The 24,823-nt window shown below is 72.0% G+C and carries 23 protein-coding genes; 15 read left to right on the top strand and 8 right to left on the bottom strand.

Going from position 1 to position 24,823, the window contains the following annotated elements; all coding sequences use genetic code 11:
• Positions 1–42 precede the first annotated feature (42 nt).
• The 3 genes from SMD20_RS05000 to SMD20_RS05010 are packed head-to-tail and all read left to right on the top strand — an operon-like array spanning position 43 to position 1,865.
• Positions 43–633, top strand: coding sequence for a D-glycero-alpha-D-manno-heptose-1,7-bisphosphate 7-phosphatase (locus SMD20_RS05000; protein ID WP_329575421.1), 591 nt, complete (start codon positions 43–45; stop codon positions 631–633).
• Positions 630–1,550, top strand: a complete 921-nt coding sequence (locus tag SMD20_RS05005; RefSeq protein WP_329575424.1) for a glycosyltransferase — start codon at positions 630–632, stop codon at positions 1,548–1,550. Before SMD20_RS05000 ends, SMD20_RS05005 begins: the two co-directional genes overlap by 4 nt.
• 36 nt (positions 1,551–1,586) lie before the next feature.
• Positions 1,587–1,865 (top strand): WhiB family transcriptional regulator, encoded by a 279-nt coding sequence (locus tag SMD20_RS05010; protein WP_442942584.1) that lies wholly within the window; start codon positions 1,587–1,589, stop codon positions 1,863–1,865.
• Here SMD20_RS05010 and def read toward each other — a convergent pair.
• Positions 1,801–2,286, bottom strand: a complete 486-nt coding sequence (gene def, locus SMD20_RS05015; protein ID WP_329575427.1) for a peptide deformylase — start codon at positions 2,284–2,286, stop codon at positions 1,801–1,803. The two genes, SMD20_RS05010 and def, sit on opposite strands and share 65 nt — an antisense overlap.
• A gap of 229 nt (positions 2,287–2,515) precedes the next feature.
• Between def and SMD20_RS05020 the strand changes: the two genes are divergently transcribed.
• Both SMD20_RS05020 and SMD20_RS05025 read left to right on the top strand, forming a co-directional pair.
• The gene (locus tag SMD20_RS05020) at positions 2,516–3,682 is read left to right on the top strand and encodes a uroporphyrinogen-III synthase (protein WP_329575430.1); all 1,167 of its coding nucleotides are present in this window, start codon (positions 2,516–2,518) and stop codon (positions 3,680–3,682) included.
• Entirely contained in the window at positions 3,679–4,470 is a 792-nt protein-coding gene (locus SMD20_RS05025; protein ID WP_329575434.1) for a sirohydrochlorin chelatase, read from the top strand. Before SMD20_RS05020 ends, SMD20_RS05025 begins: the two co-directional genes overlap by 4 nt.
• On the opposite strand, the gene SMD20_RS05030 is transcribed toward SMD20_RS05025, so the two are convergent.
• The 3 genes from SMD20_RS05030 to SMD20_RS05040 all read right to left on the bottom strand — a co-directional run bounded on the left by SMD20_RS05030 (position 4,356) and on the right by SMD20_RS05040 (position 6,851).
• Positions 4,356–4,925, bottom strand: a complete 570-nt coding sequence (locus SMD20_RS05030) for a TetR/AcrR family transcriptional regulator C-terminal domain-containing protein (RefSeq protein ID WP_329575437.1) — start codon at positions 4,923–4,925, stop codon at positions 4,356–4,358. The two genes, SMD20_RS05025 and SMD20_RS05030, sit on opposite strands and share 115 nt — an antisense overlap.
• A 418-nt stretch (positions 4,926–5,343) precedes the next feature.
• Positions 5,344–6,198: a PAC2 family protein gene (locus tag SMD20_RS05035; RefSeq protein WP_091087559.1), complete on the bottom strand. Its 855-nt coding sequence runs from the start codon at positions 6,196–6,198 to the stop codon at positions 5,344–5,346.
• 194 nt (positions 6,199–6,392) lie between these two features.
• On the bottom strand, positions 6,393–6,851 hold the full coding sequence (locus tag SMD20_RS05040; RefSeq protein WP_329575444.1) for a universal stress protein: 459 nt from the start codon (positions 6,849–6,851) through the stop codon (positions 6,393–6,395).
• 139 nt (positions 6,852–6,990) lie between these two features.
• Here SMD20_RS05040 and metH point away from each other — a divergent pair, with 139 nt between their 5' ends.
• The 8 genes from metH to SMD20_RS05080 all read left to right on the top strand — a co-directional run bounded on the left by metH (position 6,991) and on the right by SMD20_RS05080 (position 18,111).
• Positions 6,991–10,455, top strand: coding sequence for a methionine synthase (gene metH, locus SMD20_RS05045; protein ID WP_329575447.1), 3,465 nt, complete (start codon positions 6,991–6,993; stop codon positions 10,453–10,455).
• 36 nt (positions 10,456–10,491) lie between these two features.
• Positions 10,492–11,142, top strand: a complete 651-nt coding sequence (locus SMD20_RS05050) for an HAD family hydrolase (RefSeq protein WP_329575449.1) — start codon at positions 10,492–10,494, stop codon at positions 11,140–11,142.
• A gap of 283 nt (positions 11,143–11,425) precedes the next feature.
• Complete coding sequence (locus SMD20_RS05055) at positions 11,426–11,932, top strand: cellulose synthase (protein ID WP_329575452.1); 507 nt, start codon at positions 11,426–11,428, stop codon at positions 11,930–11,932.
• Positions 11,933–12,156: 224 nt separating this feature from the next.
• Positions 12,157–13,149 carry an ABC transporter permease gene (locus tag SMD20_RS05060; protein WP_329575455.1) on the top strand — a complete coding sequence of 331 codons (993 nt, stop codon included), beginning with the start codon at positions 12,157–12,159 and terminating at the stop codon, positions 13,147–13,149.
• Between the two features lie 47 nt (positions 13,150–13,196).
• A complete protein-coding gene (locus SMD20_RS05065; protein WP_329575458.1) occupies positions 13,197–14,960 on the top strand; it encodes an ABC transporter substrate-binding protein in 1,764 nt (587 codons plus the stop codon).
• A gap of 84 nt (positions 14,961–15,044) precedes the next feature.
• Positions 15,045–16,058 (top strand): ABC transporter permease, encoded by a 1,014-nt coding sequence (locus SMD20_RS05070; protein WP_329575459.1) that lies wholly within the window; start codon positions 15,045–15,047, stop codon positions 16,056–16,058.
• A complete protein-coding gene (locus SMD20_RS05075) occupies positions 16,055–17,080 on the top strand; it encodes an ABC transporter ATP-binding protein (RefSeq protein WP_329575462.1) in 1,026 nt (341 codons plus the stop codon). The genes SMD20_RS05070 and SMD20_RS05075 overlap by 4 nt, the downstream gene beginning before the upstream one ends.
• Before the next feature lie 44 nt (positions 17,081–17,124).
• Positions 17,125–18,111 (top strand): ABC transporter ATP-binding protein, encoded by a 987-nt coding sequence (locus SMD20_RS05080; protein ID WP_442942585.1) that lies wholly within the window; start codon positions 17,125–17,127, stop codon positions 18,109–18,111.
• A gap of 63 nt (positions 18,112–18,174) precedes the next feature.
• On the opposite strand, the gene SMD20_RS05085 is transcribed toward SMD20_RS05080, so the two are convergent.
• From SMD20_RS05085 to SMD20_RS05095, 3 genes are read right to left on the bottom strand one after another with little or no spacing between them, the layout of a single operon-like run.
• Positions 18,175–18,858, bottom strand: a complete 684-nt coding sequence (locus SMD20_RS05085; protein WP_329575467.1) for a response regulator transcription factor — start codon at positions 18,856–18,858, stop codon at positions 18,175–18,177.
• Positions 18,855–20,021: a sensor histidine kinase gene (locus SMD20_RS05090; protein WP_329575470.1), complete on the bottom strand. Its 1,167-nt coding sequence runs from the start codon at positions 20,019–20,021 to the stop codon at positions 18,855–18,857. The genes SMD20_RS05085 and SMD20_RS05090 overlap by 4 nt, the downstream gene beginning before the upstream one ends.
• A gap of 60 nt (positions 20,022–20,081) precedes the next feature.
• Entirely contained in the window at positions 20,082–20,942 is an 861-nt protein-coding gene (locus SMD20_RS05095; RefSeq protein WP_329575473.1) for a RecB family exonuclease, read from the bottom strand.
• 149 nt (positions 20,943–21,091) lie between these two features.
• Between SMD20_RS05095 and SMD20_RS05100 the strand changes: the two genes are divergently transcribed.
• Together SMD20_RS05100 and SMD20_RS05105 are read left to right on the top strand one after the other, a co-directional pair.
• A complete protein-coding gene (locus SMD20_RS05100) occupies positions 21,092–22,228 on the top strand; it encodes a site-2 protease family protein (RefSeq protein ID WP_329575476.1) in 1,137 nt (378 codons plus the stop codon).
• 340 nt (positions 22,229–22,568) lie between these two features.
• On the top strand, positions 22,569–24,110 hold the full coding sequence (locus tag SMD20_RS05105) for an FHA domain-containing protein (protein ID WP_329575479.1): 1,542 nt from the start codon (positions 22,569–22,571) through the stop codon (positions 24,108–24,110).
• An 84-nt stretch (positions 24,111–24,194) separates the two neighbouring features.
• Here SMD20_RS05105 and SMD20_RS05110 read toward each other — a convergent pair whose 3' ends face one another.
• Positions 24,195–24,692: a hypothetical protein gene (locus tag SMD20_RS05110; protein ID WP_329575481.1), complete on the bottom strand. Its 498-nt coding sequence runs from the start codon at positions 24,690–24,692 to the stop codon at positions 24,195–24,197.
• Positions 24,693–24,823 lie beyond the last annotated feature (131 nt).

The following is a 24,823-nucleotide window of genomic DNA, read 5'->3' on the forward strand; positions in this document are numbered from 1 at the left end:
TAGCTGGGCGGGCACGCCACGGAGGCGAGAGGTGGGTGAGAGGTGTTCGAACGACGACGTCCCGGCGCCGTGCTCTTCGACCGGGACGGGACCTTGATCAGGGACGTGCCCTACAACGGCGACCCGCGCAGGGTCGAGCCCATGCCGGGAGCCGTCGAGGCCCTCTGCCGGCTGCGCCGCGCCGACGTGCCGGTGGCCGTGGTCACCAACCAGTCCGGCGTGGCCAAGGGCCTGCTCACGCCCGACGAGATGGACCAGGTGAACGCGAGGGTGGAGGAGCTGCTCGGGCCGTTCGACGCGTGGGCGATCTGCGTCCACGACGACGGCGACGGCTGCACCTGCCGCAAACCCGCGCCCGGCCTCGTGATCAGGGCGGCCGCCGTGCTCGACGTCAGCCCGCGCGAGTGCGTGGTCGTGGGCGACATCGGACGGGACATGGAGGCGGCGCGCGCCGCCGGGGCCCGCGGCATCCTCGTCCCCACCGCCATCACCCTGCCCGAGGAGATCGACCAGGCGCCCGAGGTCGCCGGCGACCTGGCCGACGTGGTGGACCGCGTCCTCAGCGACGCCGAGGGGCCCGTGCCGGCCGTCTCCGCGCCGTGGGCCCGCGCCATGGGCTGGAGCCGCTGGTGAGGATCCTGCTCTGGCACGTGCACGGATCCTGGACCGACGCCTTCGTCCGCGGCGCGCACGAGTACCTGCTGCCGCTCGTCCCCGGCCGGGGACCCGACGGACGGGGGCGGGCCGACACCTACGACTGGCCGGCCGCCGCCCGCGAGGTGCCCTGGGACCGGCTGCGCGACGAGCACGTGGACGTCGTCGTCTGCCAGCGCCCGCACGAGCCCGGCCTGGCCAGGGAGTGGCTCGGCCGCGACGTGCCCACCGTGTACGTCGAGCACAACACCCCGGCCGGCGACGTGCCCCGCACCCGCCACCCGCTGGCCGGTCAGGACGCCGTCACGCTCGTCCACGTCACCCATTTCAACGAGCTCTACTGGGACAACGGCCGCGCGCCCACCCGCGTCGTCGAGCACGGCGTCCCCGACCCCGGCCCCCTCTACACCGGCGAGCTGCCGAGGGCCGGCGTCGTGGTCAACGAGCCGGTACGGCGCACCCGCGTCGCCGGCACCGACCTGCTGCCGCGCTTCCACGAGCGCGTCCCGCTGGACGTGTTCGGCATGAAGGTCGACGGGCTGCCGTACGGCACCTACGAGGACCTGCCGCGGCACGTCATGCACGCCGAGCTCGCCCGGCGCCGGGTCTACCTGCACCCGTACCGGTGGACCTCGCTCGGCCTCGCCCTCATCGAGGCCATGCACCTCGGCATGCCGATCGTGGCGCTGGCCGCCACCGAGGCGATCGAGGCCGTGCCCCCGGAGGCCGGGGTGCTCTCCACCAAGGTGCACGTGCTCGCCGACGCCCTGCACGCGTTCGTCCGCGATCCGGAGAGCGCCGCCCAGGCCGGGAAGGCCGCCCGCGCCGCCGCTCTGGCGCGCTACGGGCTCGCCCGCTTCCTCGCCGACTGGGATCGGCTGCTCGGCGAGGTATGACCGCCGCCGGTCCGGGTAGGCGCCATGAGCATGATGATGCTCGACTGGACACGCAGGGCCGCCTGCCTCGACCAGGACCCGGAATTGTTCTTCCCGATCTCGATGGAAGGGCCGAGCCAGTCACAGGTCGAGGAGGCGAAGGCCGTCTGCCGCGGCTGCCCGGTGCGGGAGCCGTGCCTCGCGTACGCGCTCAGCACCCGCCAGGCGTACGGCGTGTGGGGCGGCACCGACCCGGAGCAGCGACGGGAGCTCAGCCCGACGGCAACGCGGCGGCCAGAAACCGTTCCCGCTCAGCCGCTTCGAGGTGATCGCTGAACAGCACGCCGTCGAGATGGTCGGCTTCGTGCTGCAGCACCCGGGCCAGCACGCCGAGCGCCCGGAGCGTCACCGGCTTGCCGAACATGTCGCGGCCACGCGCGGTGACCATGTAGGAACGTTCCAGTGGCCACCACACGCCGGGCGCCGAAAGGCACGCCTCGTCGGCGACGACCCGGCGCTCCGACAGCTCCAGCCGCGGGTTGACCAGATGGCCGGCACGGCCGTCGTAGTCGTAGACCAGCACCCGTAGCGGCTCGCCGACCTGCGGGGCGGCAAGTCCCGCGCGGCCCGCGCCGGCCCGCATTGTCACGGTCATCGCCTTCACCAGCCGGCGCAGCTCGCGGTCGAAGTCGCGCACCGGCTCGGCCGGCACGCGCAGCGCCGGATCGTCGAATGTGCGAATGGGCAGGACCGTCACCCGTGGCTCCCCGATAGGCGGCGTTGTCACGCTGAGAGCTTCCCATGATCGTCAGGTGCCAATCGCACGGGTTCCGGCTTGTAGCACAGCGGTAACAGAAGAGACCCCGCGGCGAAACCCCCCGAAAGCAGTATCGAAGGGTGATCTCACTTGCGTCACAGGCGCCTGTGATGCCTGGCCGGGCGCTCGGGGCCCGGCCAGGCTTCCACCAGTACCTGGAGGTGACGGCATGACCGCACTCCCCGTCGGCGACGGCGCTTCCCCGGAGACGGCGCCGGACGCCCTGGCCGGATTCACCGTCGGCGTCACCGCGACCCGGCGGCGCGAGGAGTTCGGCGCGCTGCTGGAGCGCCGCGGCGCGCGCGTGGTCAGCGCCCCCGCCATCCGGCTGGTGCCGCTGGCCGAGGACGCCGACCTGCTCGCCGCCACCCGGCAGGCACTCGAAGCGCCGCTCGACGACGTCGTCGTCACCACCGGTGTGGGCTTTCGCGGCTGGATGGCCGCCGCCGAGGGCTGGGGCCTGTCGGCCGACCTCGGCGCGCACCTCACCCGGTCCCGCCTGCTCACCCGCGGGCCCAAGGCCAGGGGAGCGGTGCGCGCCGCCGGGCTCAACGACCACTGGACGCCCGCCACCGAGTCCTGCCAGGAGGTCAAGGAGCACCTCCTCGCCCAGGACCTGCGCGGCCGGCGCATCGCGGTCCAGCAGCACGGCGAGCCGCTCAGCGAGTTCGTGGCCGAACTGCGCGCCGCCGGCGCCGAGGTGATCGAGATCCCGGTCTACCGGTGGCTGCCGTACCGGGACATCTCGCCGCTGCGCCGCCTCATCACCCAGACCGTCTCCGGCGCGGTGGACGCGGTCGCCTTCACCAGTGCCCCCGCCGTCCACGCCATGCTGAACGCGGCCCGCGCCGAGGGCCTGGAGGACGCCCTGCTCGCCGCCTTCGGCGGGCCGGTCGTGGCCGCCTGCGTCGGCCCCGTCACCGCCGACCCGCTCACCTCGCGCGGCGTGGCCACCCTGCAGCCGGACCGCTCGCGGCTCGGCGCGCTGGCCCGCGCCCTCGCCCGCCATCTGCCCGAGCACGGCGTCACCCGGCTCGCCGCCGGGGGGCACGAGCTCGAGATCCGCGGCCACGCCGTCGTCGTGGACGGCGAGCTGCGCCCGCTGCCGCCCGCCCCGATGGCGGTGCTGAAGCGCCTGGCCGACAAGCCGGGGCACGTCGTGTCCCGCGCCGACCTGCGTACCGTGCTGCCCGGCAGCCTCGCCCGCGACTCCGCCGAGCACGCCGTCGAGATGGCCGTCACCCGGCTGCGCCGGGCGCTCGGGCCGGGCGGCATCGTCGAGACCGTGGTCAAGCGCGGCTACCGGCTGGCCTGCCCGTACGAGGCGGGGATGTGACGCCCGCACTCGTCCTGGCCGCGCACGGCACGCGCAGCGCGGCGGGGGAGGCGACCCTCGACGCCCTGGCGGAGACGGTCAGGAGGGCGCGCCCCGGGCGGCGGGTCGAGCTGACCTACCTGGAGATCAGCTCACCCCTGCTGGCCGACGTGCTCCCGGTCGTGCGCGGGCCGGTGGTGGTGGTCCCGCTGCTGCTGGCCGGCGGCTACCACGTCCACATCGACCTGCCCGAGGTCATCGCCGCGCACCGGCCCGACGCGGTGGTGGCCGACCGGCTCGGGCCGCACCGGCTGCTGACCGGCGTGCTCGCCCGGCGGCTCGGCAGGGCGGGGCTGCGCGCCACGGACGCGGTCGTGCTCGGCGCGGCCGGCTCCTCCGACCCCGCCGGGCTCGCCGACGTACGGGCCGCCGCCCGCATGCTCGCCGTGCGCCTGGCCCGTCCGGTCACCGCGGCCTTCGCCTCGGCAGGCTCGCCGTCCCTGGACGAGGCCATGGAACGGCTCGCCGCGACGCCGGCCGCGCGCGTGGCGATCGCCTCGTACGTGCTGGCTCCCGGCTTCTTCCACGACCGGCTGGCCGCGGCCGCCACCGGGCCGGTGAGCGACCCCCTCGGGGCCGACCCGGACGTGGCGGCGCTCGTCTGGCACCGCTACGACGAGGCCGTACGCGCCGCTCAGACGGCGGCCGGTGCGGAGGCCGCCGGCTCCAGCCGCAGCTCGCGCACCACCTCCCGGGCGCTGGCCTCACGCGACGGGCAGGTGTCCGCGCCGACGAACATCTCGACGTAGGCCCGGTGGAAGCAGCCCGCGATCAGCAGGCGGGCGCTGGCCTCCGGGTCGGCGTCGGCCCGCACCCTGCCGATGCGCTGCTCGGCCGCGAGGTACGCGGCCAGCGGCGCGGCCTCGGTCCACGGGCCGAGGCCCGTGTCGCGGACGGCCTGCCGGAAGCGCACGGTGACGTTCGGCGAGGTGAACGCGGGTAGCGCCGCGCTTTGTACGTCTATGTAATATTGAATGCCTGCTCGTGCTATCGGATGAAGATTGTCGGCTACGCTCCCTTTTCCGATCCGGTGTGCAAGATCGTGGAGCATGCTCAGCCAGGACGGGAGCCGGTCCTGGAGCAGGGCGAGGAAATGGTCCACGGAGCCGCCGCCGCGGTCCTCCCGGAGCGAGACGGCCATCTCCAGGACGCGCCGCCTGGCGTCCTGGCTCCGCTGGTACGGGTCTACATGGGATGTCGCCATGGCGTGCCTAACGTGCGCGGTCAGAGGAGTAGGCATCGCGGCGCGAAGCCGGCGAATTGTTGGTATGCGTGGGACGGGTGGCTCAGATCCCAACTTAGTGCAAACTTCTACGGCCCCTGATTATTACCTGAAACCTCGAAAAAGTGTCAGATTTAACCCCTAAGGGTTAGCTGTCAGTGTCCTGCCAGGACAGCCCACGTGTCCATCGAGGACGCCCGCGCCCCTGACAACCCCCGGAACCCGCGGGTCCCAGCCCAGCGTCACGCGCCCCGTCCGTACGGGCGAGCGGAATGGACGGCGGAACGCCGCGGCGCGAGCGCGGCCCACGCGCGGCGGGCCCGAAGAGGCGCGGCGGCTCAGGCGCCGCGGCAGCCCTGGTGCCCGTGGCGGCTCAGCCCCGGCGGGTGCCGGTGGCGGCTCAGGTGTCGGTGTCGCGGTCGCGGCGGCGCAGGTAGCGCTCGAACTCGGCCGCGATGGCGTCGCCGCTCGCCTCCGGCAGCTCGGCGGCGTCCTTGCGCTCCTCGAGCTCCTTGACGTAGTCGGCCACCTCGGAGTCCTGCGAGGCCAGCTCGTCGACCCCGCGCTCCCAGGCCCGCGCCTCCTCGTCGAGGTCGCCGAGCGGCATCGGGATCTCCAGGACGTCCTCCAGCCGGCGCAGCAGCGCCAGCGTGGCCTTGGGGTTGGGCGGCTGGGCGACGTAGTGGGGGACCGACGCCCACAGGGAGATGGCGTCGAGCCCGGCCTGGCCGAAGGCGTGCTGAAGCACCCCGACGATGCCCGTCGGCCCTTCGTAGCGGCTCAGCTCCAGGTTGGTCGAGCGGGCCAGCCCTTCGTCGGTCGCGCCGCCCAGGATCGGGACCGGCCGGGTGTGCGGCGAGTCGTTGAGCAGCGCGCCCAGCATGACGGCCAGCTCCACGCCGAGCTCGCGGCAGACCTCGATGATGTCGGCGCAGAACGAGCGCCACCGCATGTTGGGCTCGATGCCGCGCAGCAGCACCACGTCGCGCTCGACGCCCGGCGGGCGGGCGCGCAGCAGCCGCGTGGTCGGCCAGACGATGGACTGGGTGAGCCCTTCGCTCATCTCGACCACCGGCCGCGTCACCTGGAAGTCGTAGTAGTCGTCGGGGTCGAGGGCGATGAGCGGCTCGGCCTTCCACGCCGACTCGAGATGCGCGATGACGCCGCTGGAGGCCTCACCCGCGTCGTTCCACCCCTCGAACGCGGCAATGAGCACCGGGTCGACGAGCTCGGGGAGCCCTTCGAGCTCAATCACGGGTCGCCTCCTCTCTCCATTGTCCCGCTTAGCCTATGCGCTGAGGAGGCTCCGGCGTCACTGATCTCCTCGCGAACCCCTTGCCCCGCACGGCCTCCCGTCACTCCCGTCCGTACGGGACCCGCGGCCGGTACAGGGCCGATCTCCCCGCCCGTACCGCACAGGTGTTCGCGCTCAGCGCACAACCGGCGCGGTCAGCGCCCGCCGTCCGTCGTACGCGCGATGAGCACGTCGCACGCCGCCCGGTGCAGCACCCCCGAGGGCACGGAGCCGAGCAGCCGCCCGGCGAGGCTGTTGAGCCCGCGGTTGCCCACCACCATGAGGTCGGCGCGGTGCCGCGCGGCCAGGGCGATCAGCACGTCCACGGCGTCGCCCTCCTCGGCGGCCAGCACCACGTCGGAGGCCCCGGCCGCCACCGCGTGCTCGCGCGCCGCGCGCAGCGCGTCGTCGGCGGGGGTGGAGCCGCTCACCTTGTACGCCAGCTCGCCCAGCCGGTCGGCGGCGGCCGCCCGCTCGCTCTCCCGCATCGGCAGGTACGCGCAGGCGAGGACGAGGGTCGCGCCGGACGCCGCGGCCAGGGACGCCGCCGCGGTCACGGCGCGGAAGGAGGAGGCGGAGCCGTCGGTGCCGACGAGCACGGTGCGGTAGGCCATGGGAGCCCCAATTGGACGCGAAGTTCAATTGACAACGGGCAGACTAGCGCCCGGCCGCCCGGACCATCGCGGAACCCGCAGAACGATCTTCTGCCCCGCTCCGACCAGCGGCCGGAGCGCACCCGATAAGCTCTACCCCATGAGCATCTCCCCGTCCTTCCGCGAAGTGCTGGACCAGCGCGTGATCGTCGCCGACGGCGCCATGGGCACGATGCTCCAGGCCCAGGACCCGACGCTCGACGACTTCCACGGTCACGAGGGCTGCAACGAGGTGCTCAACGTCTCGCGCCCCGACATCGTGCGCGGCGTCCACGACGCCTACTTCGCCGTCGGCGTCGACTGCGTCGAGACCAACACCTTCGGCGCCAACCTCGCCGCGCTCGCCGAATACGACATCGCCGACCGCGTCTTCGAATACTCCGAGGCCGGCGCCCGCATCGCCCGCGAGGCGGCCGACCAGTGGTCCACGCCCGAGCAGCCGCGCTTCGTCCTCGGCTCGATGGGTCCGGGCACCAAGCTGCCCACGCTCGGCCACCTGCCCTACGCGAGCCTCCGCGACGCCTACCGCGACAACGCCGCCGGTCTCGTCGCGGGCGGCGCCGACGCGCTCATCATCGAGACCTGCCAGGACCTCCTGCAGGTCAAGGCCGCCGTCATCGGCGCCAAGCGGGCCGTCGAGGACTCCGGCCGCGACATCCCGATCATCGCCCAGGTCACCATCGAGACCAACGGCGCGATGCTGCTGGGCAGCGAGATCGGCGCGGCGCTGACCGCCATCGAGCCGCTCGGCGTCGACATCATCGGGCTCAACTGCGCCACCGGCCCCGCCGAGATGAGCGAGCACCTGCGCTACCTCGCCCGCCACTCCCGCCTCCGGCTGAGCTGCATGCCCAACGCGGGCCTGCCGGTGCTCACCTCCGACGGCGCCTACTACCCGCTCAGCCCCGGCGAGCTGGCCGACGCGCACGGCACCTTCACCCGCGACTACGGGCTGTCCTTGGTCGGCGGCTGCTGCGGCACCACCCCCGAGCACCTGCGCCAGGTCGTCGAGCGGGTGCGCGGCAAGCAGCCCGTCGCCCGCCGCCCCCGTCCCGAGGCCGGCGTCTCCTCGCTCTACCAGACCGTCCCGTTCCGCCAGGACACCTCCTTCCTGGCCATCGGCGAGCGCTGCAACACCAACGGCTCGAAGGCCTTCCGCGAGGCGATGCTGGGCGGACGCTGGGACGACTGCGTCGAGATGGCCCGCGAGCAGGCCCGCGGCGGCGCCCACATGCTCGACCTCTGCGTCGACTACGTCGGCCGCGACGGTGTGGCCGACATGAAGGAGCTGGCCTTCCGCTTCGCCACCGCCTCCACCCTGCCGATCATGCTCGACTCCACCGAGCCCGAGGTGCTGCGCGCGGGCCTGGAGATGCTGGGCGGCCGGGCGGCGGTCAACTCCGTCAACTACGAGGACGGCGCCGGCCCCGACTCCCGCTTCCAGAAGATCATGCGCCTGGTGCGCGAGCACGGCGCCGCCGTGGTCGCCCTCACCATCGACGAGGAGGGCCAGGCCCGCACCGCCGACTGGAAGGTGCGCGTCGCCAGCCGCCTGATCGAGGACCTGACCACCAACTGGGGCATGCAGGTCGAGGACATCATCGTCGACACCCTCACCTTCCCCATCGCCACCGGCCAGGAGGAGACCCGCCGCGACGGCCTGGAGACCATCGAGGCCATCCGCGAGCTCAAGCGCCGCTACCCGGGCGTGCAGACCACGCTCGGCGTCTCCAACATCAGCTTCGGCCTCAACCCGGCCGCCCGCATGGTGCTCAACTCGGTCTTCCTCAACGAGTGCGTCAACGCCGGTCTCGACTCCGCCATCGTGCACGCCTCGAAGATCCTGCCGATGGCGCGCATCCCCGACGAGCAGCGGCAGGTCGCGCTCGACATGGTCTACGACCGCCGCCGCGAGGGCTACGACCCGCTGCAGCGCTTCATGGACCTGTTCGAGGGCGTCGACGCCGCCGCGCTGCGCGCGGGCAAGGCCGAGGAGCTGGCCTCGCTGCCGCTGTGGGAGCGGCTCAAGCGGCGCGTCATCGACGGCGAGCGCAAGGGCCTGGAGGCCGACCTCGACACCGCGCTGGAGCAGCGCCCCGCCCTGGAGATCATCAACGAGGTGCTGCTCGACGGCATGAAGACCGTCGGCGTGCTGTTCGGCTCCGGGCAGATGCAGCTGCCGTTCGTGCTGCAGTCGGCCGAGGTCATGAAGGCCGCGGTCGCCTACCTGGAGCCCCACATGGAGCGCCTGGAGGGTGAGACCAAGGGCCGGATCGTGCTGGCCACCGTCAAGGGCGACGTCCACGACATCGGCAAGAACCTCGTCGACATCATCCTGTCCAACAACGGCTACCAGGTCGTCAACCTCGGCATCAAGCAGCCGGTCTCGGCCATCCTGGAGGCCGCCGACGAGCAGAAGGCCGACGTCATCGGCATGTCCGGGCTGCTGGTCAAGTCGACGGTGGTGATGAAGGAGAACCTGGAGGAGATGAACTCCAGGGGCCTGTCGGAACGCTACCCGGTGCTGCTCGGCGGCGCCGCGCTCACCCGCGCCTACGTCGAGCAGGACCTCGCGGAGCTGTTCGAGGGCGAGGTGCGCTACGCCCGCGACGCGTTCGAGGGGCTGCGGCTCATGGACGCGTTCATGGCCGTCAAGCGCGGCGAGAAGGGCGCGACGCTGCCGCCGCTGCGCGAGCGGCGGGTCAAGACCGGCGCGGTGCTCCAGCGCACCCCGGTCGAGGAGCTGCCCGCCCGCTCCGACGTCGCCGCCGACAACCCGGTCCCCACGCCCCCCTTCCACGGCGACCGGGTCGTCAAGGGCGTCTCGCTGGCCGACTACGCGGCCTTCCTCGACGAGCGCGCGCTGTTCCTCGGCCAGTGGGGGCTCAAGCCCACCAGGGGCGGCGACGGCCCCGGCTACGAAGAGCTGGTCGAGACCGAGGGCCGGCCCCGGCTGCGCATGTGGCTCGACCGCATCCAGACCGAGGGCCTGCTGGAGGCGGCCGTCGTCTACGGGCACTTCCCGTGCGTCAGCGACGGCGACTCGCTGATCATCCTCGACGATGCGGGCGGCGAGCGCACCCGCTTCACCTTCCCGCGCCAGCGCCGCGACCGTCACCTGTGCCTGTCCGACTTCTTCCGGCCGAAGGACTCCGGCGAGGTCGACGTGGTCGGCTTCCAGATCGTCACCATGGGCGCGAAGATCGCGGAGGCCACGGCCGAGCTGTTCGCCAAGGACGCCTACCGCGACTACCTCGAACTGCACGGCCTGTCGGTGCAGCTCACCGAGGCGCTGGCCGAATACTGGCACGCCCGGGTGCGCGCCGAGTGGGGCATCGGCGGCGACGAGTCGCTCGACGACATGCTCAAGGTCAACATCCAGGGCTGCCGCTACTCCTTCGGCTACCCCGCGTGCCCCAACCTGGAGGACCAGGTGCAGCTCTTCCAGCTCCTCCAGCCCGAGCGCATCGGCGTGACCCTGTCGGAGGAGTTCCAGCTCCACCCCGAGCAGGCCACGTCCGCGCTGGTGGCGCACCACCCCGAGGCCAAATACTTCAACGTCTGACAGCGGCGGCACGGGCGACACGAGGGCATGAGACACATGAGCATGGAAGCCGTCTTCTTCGACATGGACGGGCTGCTGGTCGACAGCGAGCGGGTCTGGCTGGAGATCGAGACCGGGGTGATGGCCCGGCTGGGCGCAGTGTGGACCCCCGAGCACCAGGCCCACCTGGTCGGCGGGTCCATGGAGCGCACGATCGACTACATGCTGGCCGTCTCGGGCGCCGAGGTGCCGCCTGACACCGTGCGGTCGTGGATGGTCGGCGGCATGGTGGCCCGGCTGTCGGCCGGGGTCGAGCTCATGCCGGGGGCCGTCGAGCTGCTCGACGCCGTACGCGCCGAGGGGGTGCCCGCCGGGCTGGTCACCTCCTCGCTGGGCGAGATCGCCGATGCCGTGCTCAAGGTCGTCGGGCGTGAGCGCTTCGACGTCATCGTCACGGCCGACGACGTGACGCACCCCAAGCCCGACCCGGAGCCCTACCTCACGGCGGCCCGGCTGCTGGGGGCGGAGCCGGTGCGCTGCGTCGTGCTGGAGGACTCCCCGAGCGGGGTGGCCGCGGCGACGGCGGCCGGCTGCGCGGTGGTGGCCGTCCCGAGCATCCTGCCGATCGAGCCGGCCCCGGGCCGCCTGGTCGTCTCCTCCCTCACCGCGGTCACCGTCGCCGACCTCCGGGCCCTCCTGCCCGCCTGATCCCGGATGTCCCGTCCCGGATGTCCCGTCCCGGATGTCCCGTCCCGGATGTCCCGTCCCGGATGTCCCGTCCCGGATGTCCCGTTCCGGGCGTCCCGTTCGGCCCTGAGCGTGCCCATAACGGCCGCTACGCCCGTTCGGCGGGGTTGGTGCCGTTCGTCCCTGAAAGGACGGCAGGGGGCGAGCGGCGTTCCCCTAGGGGACGGCTGGTTCTCGCGGAGGAGAGCGAACGGCCGTTCGCATGCCAGGATGGAGGCAGAAGCCGAGACGAAGGGGTGGCCGGATGGACTTCGACCAGATCGCATGGTTTCCGCTGTGCGCCGGTGCGACGGTGGCGGGCCTGGTCCTGAGCTTCCTGGCGTTCCGCCGCAGAGGAGCGGCGTCGGGCCTGCGGGTGGCGGCGTGGGCGCTGCTGCCGGTGGCGGCCTATCTGACGGACGCGCTGCCGGCGCTGTGGACCATCGGCACCACGGCCGTGAAATTCGTCACCGGCCTGGTGCTCAACCCGGCGGTGTGGGCGGGTGTCGCCGTGGCCGGGCTGTCGGCGGTGCTGTTCGTGGCGTCGGGGTTCATGCGCGGCCGCAGGCTCTCCGCCGGGCGGAAGGACAAGGGCGAGAAGAACGGCACGGGCGAGACGCCCGCGCAGCGGCCGGCCCAGCCGGGCGCGGCCAAGCCCGCCGCACCGGCCGCCGCCCCCAAGCCGGCCGTCGCGGCGCGACAGCGCAAGGCCTCCGCCGACGACGACTTCTCCGACATCGAGGAGCTTCTGAAGCGGCGCGGCATCAGCTGACCCCGGTTGTGTCACGAATCCGAGACGCAACCGGGACCGGGCCACGACATTCAGATCAAGATCAATACGAATGAGTTTCGCATCAATCACAGATTAGCCACATAGCGGCCTGAGGGACTGGTCATAGCAGCTCAGGCCATAGATTCTGCCTCCTGAGGTCGCGACTCGCGGTCTAAGTCCAGTTTCAATAGACAGCGTCGTCTGGATCCAGGGGGCTATTTCGCATGACCGCGCCGCTTGACGTTCCCGGTTCCGCCGCAGAAGCGCAACCGGAGTCGGTGCTCGTGGGAGCGGGCAAGGACATCCAGGGCCGGTCCCTCACGAGGATCGCCTGGATGCGGCTGAGGCGGGACAAGGTCGCCCTCGGTGGTGGCGTCGTCGTCGTGCTGCTGATCCTCGTGGCGGTCTTCTCCGGGCCCATCATCTCGGTCTTCGGGCACGACCCCCTGGAGTTCCACCAGGAGGCCATCGACCAGAGCACGCTGCTGCCCCAGGGCTCGTTCGGCAACATGGGCGGCGAATACCTGCTCGGCGTCGAGCCGGTCAACGGCCGTGACATCTTCAGCCGCATCGTGGCCGGCGCCTGGATCTCGCTGCTCATCGGCTTCCTCGCCACCCTGGTGTCGGTCGTCATCGGCACCGTCCTCGGCGTGGTCGCCGGCTACTTCGGCGGCTGGGTCGACCAGATCATCGGCCGGATCATGGACGTCTTCCTCGCCTTCCCGCTGCTGGTCTTCGCGATCGCGCTGGCGGGCGTCGTCCCCGACAAGGGGTTCGGGCTGGAGGGCAACGGCCTGCGCATCGCCATGCTGATCTTCATCATCGGCTTCTTCAGCTGGCCCAGCATCGGCCGCATCGTCCGGGGCCAGACCCTGTCGCTGCGCGAGCGGGAGTTCGTCGACGCCGCCCGCAGCCTTGGGGCGCGCCACGGCTACATCCTCTTCCGCGAGGTGCTGCCCAACCTGCTCGCGCCGATCCTCGTCTACGCGACCCTGCTCATCCCGACCAACATCCTGTTCGAGGCCTCGCTCTCCTTCCTGGGCGTCGGCATCAACCCGCCCACCCCGACCTGGGGCGGCATGCTGTCGGAGGCGGTGCGCTTCTACACGCTGCCGCACTTCGTGCTCTTCCCGGGCCTGGCGATCTTCATCACGGTCCTCGCGTTCAACCTGTTCGGCGACGGGTTGAGGGACGCCTTCGACCCCCGCGCGCACTGATCTTCGCCTACGCTCCATCCCCCATCTCACTACCAAGGGGTTAGTCAATGAGAAGGAAATCCGCACTGGCGGCGGCCGCGACAGCGGCGCTGGCCATGGTGCTCTCCGCCTGTGGCGGAGGTGGCGGTACGCCGCAGCAACCCGCGCAGTCGGCGTCCGGCGGTGCCGCGCAACCCGCGTTCAACGCCTCGCTCACCGGTGTGTACAACCCTTCGACGAAGAAGGGGGGCACGATCAAGGCCGCGCACTCCTCCGACTGGGACAGTCTCGACCCGGCCGACACGTACTACGGGTACTCGTTCAACTTCGGCCGCCTCTACTGGCGCACGCTGACGACGTACAAGACCGGTCCCGGCCCCGACGGCAACCAGGTCGTCCCCGACCTCGCCGAGGGCCTGGGCGAGCCGAGCGCGGACGGCAAGACCTGGACGTACAAGATCCGCTCTGGCCTCAAGTTCGAGGACGGCACGCCGATCACGGCCAAGGACGTGGCCTACGCCGTGGCCCGTTCGTACGACAAGGAGACCTTCCCGCACGGCCCCTCGTACCTCAACGAGCTGCTCGCCTGGCCGAAGGACTTCAAGGGCGTCTACAAGACCCCCGACGTCGACTACAAGTCGGCCGTCGAGGCGACCGACGACACCACGGTGGTCTTCCACCTGGTCAAGCCGTTCTCGTCCATGGACTACATCGTCCAGCTCCCGATGACGGCGCCGGTGCCGAAGGACAAGGACACGGGCGCGAAGTACCGCGAGCACGTGATCTCCTCGGGCCCGTACAAGTTCGAGACCAACGAGACCGGCAAGCGCTTCACGCTGGTCCGCAACGACCAGTGGGACGCCTCCACCGACCCCAACCGGCCCGCGCTGCCGGACAAGTGGGAGGTCCAGCTCAACGTCAACGCCGATGACCTGGACAACCAGCTCATGTCGGGCAGCATCCAGCTCGACATCCCGGGCACCGGCATGCAGCCCGCGGCGCTCGGCAAGGTCCTGCCGGACCCGGCGCTGAAGGCCCGCACCGACAACCCGACGATCCAGCGCCTGTGGTTCGTCTCGGTCATCCCGGACACCAAGCCGCTCGACAACATCGAGTGCCGCAAGGCCGTCATGTGGGCCGCCGACCGTGTCGCCAACCAGACCGCCTTCGGCGGCCCGGTGGCCGGCGGCGAGATCGCCACGAACATCATGCCGCCCGGCATCGTCGGCCAGGAGAAGTTCGACCTGTACCAGACGCCGGAGAACAAGGGCGACGTCGAGAAGGCCAAGCAGGCCCTGGCCGCCTGCGGCCAGCCGAACGGCTTCGAGACCACGATGACGTTCCGTGCCGACCGTCCGCGTGAGAAGGCTCTCGCCGAGGCCATGCAGCAGGCGCTGGCCAAGGCCGGCATCAAGCTGACGCTGAAGGGCTTCCCGGCCTCCAGCTACTTCTCCGACTACGCCGGCAACGTCGACTACGTCAAGAAGAACGGCATCGGCCTGGCCACGCACGGCTGGGGCTCCGACTGGCCCGACGGTTACGGCTTCATGCAGGCCATCGTCGACAGCCGCACCATCCGCCCGGCGGGCAACTACAACCTGAGCGTCAAGAACGCCGAGGTCGACAAGCTCGTCGACCAGGCCGCGGCCGAGCTGGACGCCGCCGCCCGCGCCAAGCTGTGGGTGGACGTCGACAAGAAGACCATGGAGGACGCCTCCATCCTTCCCGTCGTCTGGGCCAAGTCCCTGCTCATGCGCGGTCAGGGCGTGACGAACATCGCCTACAACGAGGGCCAGCAGATGTTCGACTACGTGCTGCTCGGCGCGGAGTGACCAGGCGAGGCTCGGGGATCTAGCGAAGGCAGGTGAAGGCAGGAGTGGCCGGCCCGGGGCGGGCCGGCCACTCGGCCGGCAGCGGTGCTCACATACATCATCAGGCGTCTGATCGGCGCGCTCGCGATGCTCATCGTGGTCAGCATGGTCACCTTCGGCATCTTCTTCGTCGTGCCGCAGTGGGCCGGGGCGACTCCCGAGGCACTCGCCTCGCGCTACGTCGGGCGCGCGGCGACCCCGGAGACCGTCCACCTGGTCGCCGAGCGGCTCGGTTTCAACGACCCGGTGGTCGTGCAGTACGGCAGGTTCGTGAAGGGCATCTTCACCGGCGCCACCTACGACTACGGCGCCGGCGTCGAGCAGTGCCCCGCTCCCTGCTTCGGCTACTCCTTCATCAGCGGGCAGCCCGTCTGGCCGGACCTGGTCGACCGCATGCCGGTCACCTTCTCCCTGGCCATCGGCGCGGCGATCCTGTGGGTGCTGGGCGGCGTCGCCATCGGCGTGCTGTCGGCGCTGCGCCGCGGCAGCTTCTTCGACCGGCTGTCCATGGGCACCGCCCTCGCCGGCGTGTCGCTGCCCATCTTCTTCACCGGCATGGTCTCCCTGGTCGTCTTCAGCTACGGCCTCGGCTGGACCCCGCCGGGCGGCGCGTACACGCCGCTGGCGGAGAACCCGGCGATGTGGGCCTACGACCTGCTGCTGCCGTGGATCACGCTGGCCTTCCTGTTCGCCGCCACCTACGCCCGGCTCACCCGGGCGGGCATGCTGGAGACCATGGGGGAGGACTACATCCGCACCGCCCGCGCCAAGGGACTGAAGGAGCGGGAGGTCATCGTCAAGCACGGCCTGCGTGCCGCGCTGACGCCGATCCTCACGCTCTTCGGCATCGACTTCGGGCTGCTGATCGGCGGCGCCGTCCTCACCGAGACCACCTATACTCTGCCGGGGCTCGGCCAGTACGCCATTCTGGCGATCAGGAACCAGGACCTGCCGCAGGTCATGGGGGTCGTGCTGGTCGCCGCGCTGTTCGTGGTGGTCGCGAGCCTGGTCGTCGACCTGCTCTACGCCGTGGTCGACCCGAGGGTGAGGTTGTCGTGAGCTTCCTTGAGGTCAAGGACCTGAAGATCCACTTTCCGACCGACGACGGTCTGGTCAAGTCCGTCGACGGGCTGACGTTCGACCTCGAACGCGGCAAGACGCTCGGCATCGTCGGCGAGTCCGGCTCCGGCAAGAGCGTCACCAGCCTCGGCATCCTGGGGCTGCACAAGGGCGGCCGCGCCCGGATCTCCGGCGAGATCTGGCTGGACGGCGAGGAGCTGAACGGCGCCTCCGCCGAGCACGTACGCGGCCTGCGCGGCAAGAAGATGGCGATGATCTTCCAGGATCCGCTGTCGTCGATGCACCCCTACTACACGGTCGGCCAGCAGATCATCGAGGCCTACCGCATCCACAACGACGTCAGCAAGCAGGTCGCCCGCAAGCACGCGATCGACATGCTGGGCCGCGTCGGCATCCCCGAGCCGGCCCGGCGCGTCGACAGCTACCCGCACGAGTTCTCCGGCGGTATGCGCCAGCGCGCGATGATCGCCATGGCGCTGTCGTGCGACCCCGAGCTGCTCATCGCCGACGAGCCCACCACGGCGCTCGACGTGACCGTCCAGGCCCAGATCCTCGACCTCATGGTCGACCTGCAGCGCGAGTTCAACTCCGCGCTGATCATCATCACCCACGACCTGGGCGTGGTGGCCGAGCTGTCCGACGACATCCTCGTCATGTACGGCGGCAAGTGCATCGAGTACGGCCCGGCCGACAGCATCTTCTACCGCCCCGAGCACCCCTACACCTGGGGCCTGCTGGGCTCCATGCCCCGCCTGGACCGGGAGCCCACCGAACGGCTGCTGCCGATCAAGGGCTCGCCGCCCTCGCTCATCAACGTGCCGCCCGGCTGCGCCTTCCACCCGCGCTGCCCGTACGCCGAGCGCACGCAGGGCAAGGCGGACACCGAGGTGCCCGCGCTGGCCGAGACCGAGGGCGGCCACCTGGTGCGCTGCCACATGAGCCGGGACGAGCGGCGCGGCCTGTGGGAGAACGAGATCAAGCCAGTGCTGGAGACCCAGTGAGCGAGCCGAACTACGCCAGTGAGCCGCTTCTTTCCGTGCAGGACATGGAGAAGCACTTCCCCGTGACCAAGGGCCTGCTGAAGAGACAGGTCGGCGCGGTCAAGGCGGTCGACGGCATCAGCTTCGACGTCTTCAAGGGCGAGACCCTCGGCCTGGTGGGCGAGTCGGGCTGCGGCAAGTCCACGACCGGCCGCCTGGTCACCCGGCTGCTGGAGCCCACCGCGGGCAAGGTCGTCTTCGAGGGCCAGGACATCACGCACATGAGCCAGGGGCGGCTGCGGCCGCTCCGGCGCGACATGCAGATGATCTTCCAGGACCCCTACTCGTCGCTGAACCCCCGGCACACCGTCGGCGCCATCGTCGGCGCGCCGTTCCGCATCCAGGGCGTGCAGACCGAGAACGGCATCAAGAAGGCCGTCCAGGACATCCTTTCGCTGGTCGGACTCAACCCCGAGCACTACAACCGCTACCCGCACGAGTTCTCCGGCGGCCAGCGCCAGCGCATCGGCATCGCCCGCACGCTCGCGCTCAAGCCCAAGCTCATCATCGCCGACGAGCCGGTCTCCGCGCTCGACGTGTCCATCCAGGCCCAGGTCGTCAACCTGCTGGAGGACCTGCAGAAAGAGCTGGACCTCACCTACGTCGTGATCGCCCACGACCTGTCGGTGGTGCGCCACATCAGCGACCGGGTCGCCGTGATGTACCTCGGCAAGATCGTCGAGATCGCCGACCGCAAGCGGCTCTACAGCTCGCCGATGCACCCCTACACCAACGCCCTGCTGTCGGCCGTGCCCGTGCCCGACCCCAAGGCGCGCAAGGGCCGCGAGCGCATCCGGCTGGCCGGCGACGTGCCGAGCCCGCTCAACCCGCCGCCCGCCTGCCGCTTCCACACCCGCTGCTGGAAGGCACAGGAGATCTGCAAGACGGTCGAGCCGCCGCTGGGCGAGGTGGCGAGCGGGCACCGCGTCGCCTGCCACTTCCCGGAGAACGCCGTGGAGACCCCGGCGGCCGCGGCCGCCGAGCAGAGCTGAGACCGTACGGCGCCGGGCGTCCCCGTCAGCGGGCCGCCCGGCCCGGGTTTCAGGACCCGCTTTTCAGGACAGGGCGCCGGGTGTGATCAGGCCCGTCTCGTAGGCCAGCACCACCGCCTGCACCCGGTCGCGCAGCCCCAGCTTGGTCAGCACGTTGCCGACGTGCGTCTTGACCGTCGTCTCGCTCACCACCAGCTTGGCGGCGATCTCGGCGTTGGACATGCCCTTGGCGATCAGCCGCAGCACCTCCAGCTCCCGCTCGGTCAGCCGGTCGAGCCGGGCCGGGGCCGCCTGCTCGTACGCCGACGGCAGCCGCGCGGCGAACCGGTCGAGCAGCCGCCGGGTCACGCTCGGCGCGACGATCGCCTCGCCCGCCGCCACCACCCGGATCGCCTGCACCAGCTCGTCCGGCGGCACGTCCTTCAGCAGGAACCCCGACGCGCCCGCGCGCAGCGCCTCCACGATGTACTCGTCGAGGTCGAACGTGGTCAGCACCAGCACCTTCGGCACGTGCGCCGACGGCGCAGCCTCCCGTACGATCCGGCGGGTCGCCTCGATGCCGTCCACCCCCGGCATCCGGATGTCCATGAGCACCACGTCGGGCAGCAGCGCCCGGGTCTGCTCCATCGCGGCCTTGCCGTCGCCGGCCTGCCCCACCACCGTGAGGTCGGGCTCGGCCTCGAGGATCAGGCGGAAACCGGTGCGCAGCAGCGGCTGGTCGTCCACCAGCAGCACTCTGATCGTCATTGTCCGTCCTTCAGCGGGAATCTCGCCCGCACCTCGAAACCGCCCCCCGGTAGCGGACCGATGCTCAGGATTCCACCATAGAGTGCCACTCTTTCGCGAATGCCCACCAAACCATGCCCCTGCCCTGAGGACGGACCTTCCGCCGCGCCGCCCGTCCCGTCGTCCTCGACCTGTACGTCCAGCTCACGCGGCTTGTGCCGGACGGTGACCACCGCGCCGGCCCCGGCCCCCGCGTGCCGCAGGCTGTTGGTGAGCCCCTCCTGCACCAGCCGGTACGCCGCCAGGTCCACCCCGGCCGGCAGCGCCCGCGGCTCGCCCTCCACCAGCAGCCGGACCGGCAGCCCCGCCTCCCGCATCTGCTCCACGAGCGCCGGCAGGTCGCGTACGCCCGGCTGCGGCCCCAGCTCGGCTCGCGCGTCGGCGCGCAGCACCCCCACGATCGTGCGCATCTCCGCCATCGCGGTGCGCCCGGTGTGCTCGATGGCCGACAGCGCCTCGCCCGCCAGCGCGGGATCGGCGGCGAGCACCCGCCGCGCCGCCGCGGCCTGCACGACCATGACGCTGACGTGGTGGGCCACCACGTCGTGCAGCTCCCGCGCGATCCGTGAGCGCTCCTCGGCCCGCGCCGCCCGGGTGTCGGCCGCGTGCGCCCGCTCCAGCCGCGCCGCCCGGTCCTTCAGCTCCTCCAAGTAGGCCCGCCGCAGCCGCAGGCTCCGCCCCGCGCCCCACACCGCCGCCACCAGGATGACGACCGCCACGTGGTCGGTCCAGGCCGCCACCCGCACCGGGCCGGCCAGCGCCCCCAGTGCGTACGCCGACAGCGACACCAGCAGGCCGCCCAGCGCCATCGCCAGCCCCCGGTGGGAGGCCACCGAGTAGAGCAGCACCAGCCCGGCCAGGCCCGGCACGCCCGCGCCGTAGCCCGTCGCCGTCAGCAGCAGGCCGGGCACCAGGGCCGCGCACAGCGCAGCCAGCGGCCAGCGCCGGCGGAAGGCCACGGGCACGCCCGCCACGGCCACCAGCGCGACGCCGAACCCGTCGGGCGGCCGCAGCCCCGCGGACGCCGGGATCAGCGGGTCTTCGAGGGTGTGGAGCACCACCGAGACGATCGCCACCACGGCGGCGAGAACCGGGTCGTGGAGGCGGGTTCGGTCGATGCGCACGGCTTCACTGTAGGACCGCCCGCGAGTCCGATTCCTCCTCCCCGGGGAGGATTAGTCCTGCTAAAGCTCGTCGGTCGCGGCCCGGCGGTTCCTGCGGACGGTGTCGCCCGGCTGCCGGTCGGGCACCGGGGGAGGGGTGCCGCCGAACTCGGGGCACAGCGCCTGATGGTCGCACCAGTCGCACAGCCTGCTGCGCCGCGCCCGCCACTCGCCGCTCTGCATCGCGCGCTCGATCGCCGTCCACAGCGCCATCACCTTGCGCTCGGTGGCCTGCAGGTCGGCCTCGTCGGGGGCGTAGCGCAGCACCTCGCCCTGGCCGCCGAGGTAGACGAGCTGCAGCAGCCGCGGCACCCGGCCGCGCAGCCGCCACAGCACCAGCGCGTAGAACTTCATCTGGAACAGCGCCTTGGCCTCGAAGTCGGGCCCCGGCGCGCTGCCGGTCTTGTAGTCGACCACCCGGACCTCGCCGCTCGGCGCCACGTCGAGCCGGTCGACGTAGCCGCGCAGCATCAGCCCGCCGTCGAGCACCGCCTCGACGTAGAGCTCACGCTCGGCCGGCTCCAGCCGGGTCGGGTCCTCCAGCGTGAAGTAGCGCTCCAGCATGCCGCGCGCCTGCGCCAGCCACTCGGCCTGCTCCTCCTCGCCGGAGAACATCTCGGCGTATTGGGGGTCGTCGTCGAGCAGCCGCCGCCACTGCGGCTCCAGCAGCTCCAGCGCCGCCGCCACCGACCGGCCCGGGGCCGGCAGGTCGTAGAGCCGCTCCAGGACCGCGTGGACCACCGTGCCGCGCACCGCCGCCGGGGAGGGCCGCTCGGGGAGCTGGTCGATCACCCGGAAGCGGTAGAGCAGCGGGCAGGTCATGAAATCGCCCGCGCGGGAGGGGGACAGCGCACCGATGATCACCGGCTCGGTCAGCGTCATGCACGCACTCTAGGTCACGGCCCCGACAGATTGACCCCCGGCGCGACGATGAGCGCCCGCTGCGGCGCGTAGCATCAAGGCAGCAAGACCACCACACCGCCGGGGCCCGGACGCACGCGGCCCCGACGGAAAAATGTACGAGGAGAGCGGTGAGCGAGCAGAGCCCCCGGCAGGAGTTCTCCGGCGTCCCGATGGGGAGGCTGTTCGGCATCCCCGTCTACGTGTCCTGGACCTGGTTCCTCGTGGCCGGCTTCATCACCGTGATGTTCGGCCCCTACTTCGGCCGGATGCTGCCCGGCATCGGCGAGGCCGCCGCCTACGGCGTGGCGTTCGTCTTCGCGGTGCTGCTCTACGTCTCGGTGCTGCTGCACGAGCTGGCGCACAGCGTCCTCGCCAAGGCCTACGGACTGCCGGTGCGCCGCATCACCCTCTACCTCCTCGGCGGCGTCTCGGAGATCGAGAAGGAGCCGCCCACGCCGGGCAAGGAGTTCCTGGTGGCCGCGGCGGGGCCGGGGCTGTCGCTCGGGCTGGCCGGGCTCGGCTGGCTGGCCGACGTCTACCTCATCAACGACGGCGGCATCCTCGAGGTGCTGGTGCTGCAGCTCTGGTTCGCCAACCTCATCGTCGGCGTCTTCAACCTGCTGCCGGGGCTGCCGCTCGACGGCGGCCGGATGCTGCGCGCCGGCGTGTGGAAGATCGCCGGCAGCCCCGGCACCGGCACGATCGTCGCCGCCTGGGGCGGCCGGGTGCTGGCCGTGCTGCTCGTCGCCGTGCCCGTCGCGTCGGTGCTCATCGGCGGCGGCGAGGCCGACATCACCGACGTGATCTGGCCGCTGGTCCTGGCCTCCTTCATCTGGATGGGCGCCTCGCAGTCGCTGCGCGTGGCCAAGATCCGGGCCCGCATCCCGCGGGTCAACGCGCGGGCCCTGGCCCGCAGGGCGGTGCCGGTGAGCGGCGACACGCCGCTGTCGGAGGCGTTGCGGCAGGCGGGCGAGCGGCACGCGGGCGCCATCGTCGTGGTCGACCACGACGGCCGGCCGGTGGCGATCGTCAGCGAGGCCGCCGTGCAGGCCACCCCCGAGCACCGCCGCCCGTGGGTGAGCTCCGCCTCCCTGGCCAAGTCGCTCGACCCGGCCATGGTGCTGGCCGCCGACCTCGCGGGCGAGCCGCTCATCGACGCCATGCGCGAGGCGCCGGGCAGCGAATATCTCCTCGTGGAGCCGGGCGGCGAGGTCTACGGCGTGCTGTCCACCGCCGATGTGAACCGGGTGTTCACCGGCGTCTGATTTGTCCCACTCGTTTAAGCCGCAGCCCCCGGATAGGGTCGTGTCCAGCGGTTTCCGGGTTCGGGAGCGGACCCGGGCGATTTCTGCGATGCGATGACTGGCCGATAGTGTGCTGTTTGGCCAAACTTGCACAGTTAAGGGGTTAGTTGCGGTCCACCGGTTCATCGAATCGAGACGACGGGGGCGCGGCACGGCTCCGTCGTCTGGGTATGCGTATGGCTGGTGGCCGGCACCGCAGTGCGGGCGCCGTGACAACGCCGGCTTCCGGGGAGGAGAGTTGAGTGACCGAGCGCAGCGAGGGCACCTATGAGCGCGGCACGGTCGTCATGAGGGAGGACGCATGACCGACCAAGGCTTCGGAGTGGTGCGCCCGCTTCCTGGTGACGGGCTCGTCGCCTACCTGGGCGGGCTGCTGCTGGTGTGCGATCCGGGCGAGGCCACCGCGGACGGCCTGCTCGACGCGCTGCGCGAGACCGCGGCCTCCGGCGGCGACGGCCGGGCACTGGCGCGCCGCGCGGCGCAGGTGCTGGCGGCCAACATGGCGGGCGACCCGGCCGCGTGCGCGGTCGCGGGCCCGGTGACCGGCGGCGTCGCCGTCCTGGTCAGCGGCTCGGCCTCGGCGAGCGTCGTCACCTCCGCCGGCGAGACGCGGCTGTCCGGCAGCGACTCCCTGACCTGGGCCGACCGGCTCGTCACCGGCACCGTCGAGCGGGTCGAGCTGAGCCTGCCCGGCGCCGGCTCCCCGCATCCCGCCGTACGCCTCGACGGCGGCGTGGTTCACGGCGGCGGCCTGGTCAGCGACCTCGCCGATCGTCCCGCCGATCGTCCCGCCGACCGTCCGTCCGCCGCGCCCGAGCAGTCCCGGCCGCTGACCAGCGAGATGCCGGCCACGGCCTTCCACATCGAGGCCGACCTCATCCAGCCGCCCGCCCAGCAGCAGCCCCAGCCGCAGTCTCAGCCCCAGCCGGTGGAGCGGCCGCCCTACCCGCTGGCCGACCAGCCGCCGGCCGTGCCGAGCCCGCCCTCGGGCCCCCAGCCCGTCCCGGCGGCCATGGAGCAGCAGCCCTACCACACGCCGCAAGATCAGCCGTACCCCTCGCAGGACCAGCCCTACCCGTCGCAGGAGCAGCACTCTCCCTACGGGCCGCCGCAGGACCAGCCGCCGCCCTACCACTCGCGCGAGTCGTCGCCGTCCCTCCCCGGGCCGGCCCACTACCCGACCTACGACGAGCAGCCGCCCTCCGGCAACGGCCTGCCCGACCAGCAGGGGCCGCAGCCCTTCGGCGGGCCCGACCACTTCGGCGACCAGCCCGCGCCGCCCCCGCCGCTCGGCCAGCCCGACCACTTCGACCACCCGGGCCCGCCGCCGCAGCAGCAGCAGGAGCAGCAGCAGCCCGAGCACGGCGACCGGCCGCTGGTCTACGGGGTCGACTGCAAGAACGACCACTTCAACGACCCCCGCGTCCCCTACTGCGCCGTCTGCGGCATCGCCCTGGTCCAGCGCACCCTCGTCCCCTACAAGGGCCCGCGCCCCTCGCTCGGCGTGCTCATCCTCGACGACGGCACCGCGCTGCCGCTGGAGAGCGACTACCTGCTCGGCCGCGACCCCGAGCGGGCCCCCGAGGTGGCCGGCGGCACCGCCCGCCCGGCCAAGGTGACCAGCCCCGACGGCTCGGTCTCGCGCCGCCACCTGCGGGTGGCGCTCGACGGCTGGGACGTCAACCTGGTCGACCTCGGCTCGGTCAACGGCACCCAGATCCAGCCGCCCGGCGACCCCAACTTCTACGACATCCCGCCCAACGAGCCCGTCACCATCGCGCCCGGCACCACCGTGCGCGTGGGCGTCTCCCGCACCCTGCGCTACGAGGCGCACCGAGGCTGAGCGCCCGCCGGCCGCGCCCCTCGCCAAGCGGGCGCGGCCGTACGGCGTCCCCAAAGGCCTGCGTCCGGCGTCCTCCAGGGCTCGTCAGACCGGGCGGAAAGCCCGTACGCCCCGCAGCAGCCGCACCGCCGCCTCCAGGCCGCTGGCCGCCTCCAGCGCCCGCCCGGCCGCGATCGCGTACCTGCTCAGCAGGTGCTCGTCGGCGTCGCAGAAGGCCCGCCCGGCGACCCACACGAACAGGTGGTCGCACGACACCGCGGGCACCGGCGTCGCGAGGAAGCCCGGCTCGCCCACGCTGGGGTCGCACGCCAGCCGCACCGGCTCCACGGCCGGCACCAGCTCCTTCAGCACCCCCGACTCCGCGAGCCAGCCGCGCACCCGCAGCGGGTCGCCCGGCGGGGTGTGCGCGTACTCCGACCGGGCCTCCTCGCGCAGCGGGTCCACGCGGACGAAACCCGCGTACGAGGTGTTCGCGACCGCGGCGGCGGCCCGCGCCAGCCGGTCCACCAGGTCCGCGGCCTCCAGTCCTGAACAGGCGGAGATGAGCTCGCGCATGGAGACGTCGACACGGTTGTATGGCATCGCGGCGATCCCTCGGCCGGTCGGAGGCGAGATCGCGCGAGCCGATCACGCGACCCTCGAAAGCGGCTGCCCCGACTATCACCCTCGACGTGGCCCTTGACCAGCCCTCAACAGGAAATCGGGATTTCTCC

The organism is Nonomuraea sp. LP-02 (assembly GCF_036289125.1).
Lineage (GTDB): Bacteria > Actinomycetota > Actinomycetes > Streptosporangiales > Streptosporangiaceae > Nonomuraea > Nonomuraea bangladeshensis.

Coding starts and splice junctions, on each gene's coding strand:
- SMD20_RS05055 (WP_329575452.1), top strand. CDS start 11,426: ATGGACTTCGACCAGATCGCATGGTTTCCGCTGTGCGCCGGTGCGACG.
- SMD20_RS05080 (WP_442942585.1), top strand. CDS start 17,125: ATGGAGAAGCACTTCCCCGTGACCAAGGGCCTGCTGAAGAGACAGGTC.
- SMD20_RS05020 (WP_329575430.1), top strand. CDS start 2,516: ATGACCGCACTCCCCGTCGGCGACGGCGCTTCCCCGGAGACGGCGCCG.
- SMD20_RS05040 (WP_329575444.1), bottom strand. CDS start 6,851: ATGGCCTACCGCACCGTGCTCGTCGGCACCGACGGCTCCGCCTCCTCC.
- SMD20_RS05010 (WP_442942584.1), top strand. CDS start 1,587: ATGCTCGACTGGACACGCAGGGCCGCCTGCCTCGACCAGGACCCGGAA.
- SMD20_RS05050 (WP_329575449.1), top strand. CDS start 10,492: ATGAGCATGGAAGCCGTCTTCTTCGACATGGACGGGCTGCTGGTCGAC.
- SMD20_RS05030 (WP_329575437.1), bottom strand. CDS start 4,925: ATGGCGACATCCCATGTAGACCCGTACCAGCGGAGCCAGGACGCCAGG.
- SMD20_RS05110 (WP_329575481.1), bottom strand. CDS start 24,692: ATGCCATACAACCGTGTCGACGTCTCCATGCGCGAGCTCATCTCCGCC.
- SMD20_RS05095 (WP_329575473.1), bottom strand. CDS start 20,942: ATGACGCTGACCGAGCCGGTGATCATCGGTGCGCTGTCCCCCTCCCGC.
- SMD20_RS05060 (WP_329575455.1), top strand. CDS start 12,157: ATGACCGCGCCGCTTGACGTTCCCGGTTCCGCCGCAGAAGCGCAACCG.
- SMD20_RS05085 (WP_329575467.1), bottom strand. CDS start 18,858: ATGACGATCAGAGTGCTGCTGGTGGACGACCAGCCGCTGCTGCGCACC.
- SMD20_RS05105 (WP_329575479.1), top strand. CDS start 22,569: ATGACCGACCAAGGCTTCGGAGTGGTGCGCCCGCTTCCTGGTGACGGG.
- SMD20_RS05065 (WP_329575458.1), top strand. CDS start 13,197: ATGAGAAGGAAATCCGCACTGGCGGCGGCCGCGACAGCGGCGCTGGCC.
- metH (WP_329575447.1), top strand. CDS start 6,991: ATGAGCATCTCCCCGTCCTTCCGCGAAGTGCTGGACCAGCGCGTGATC.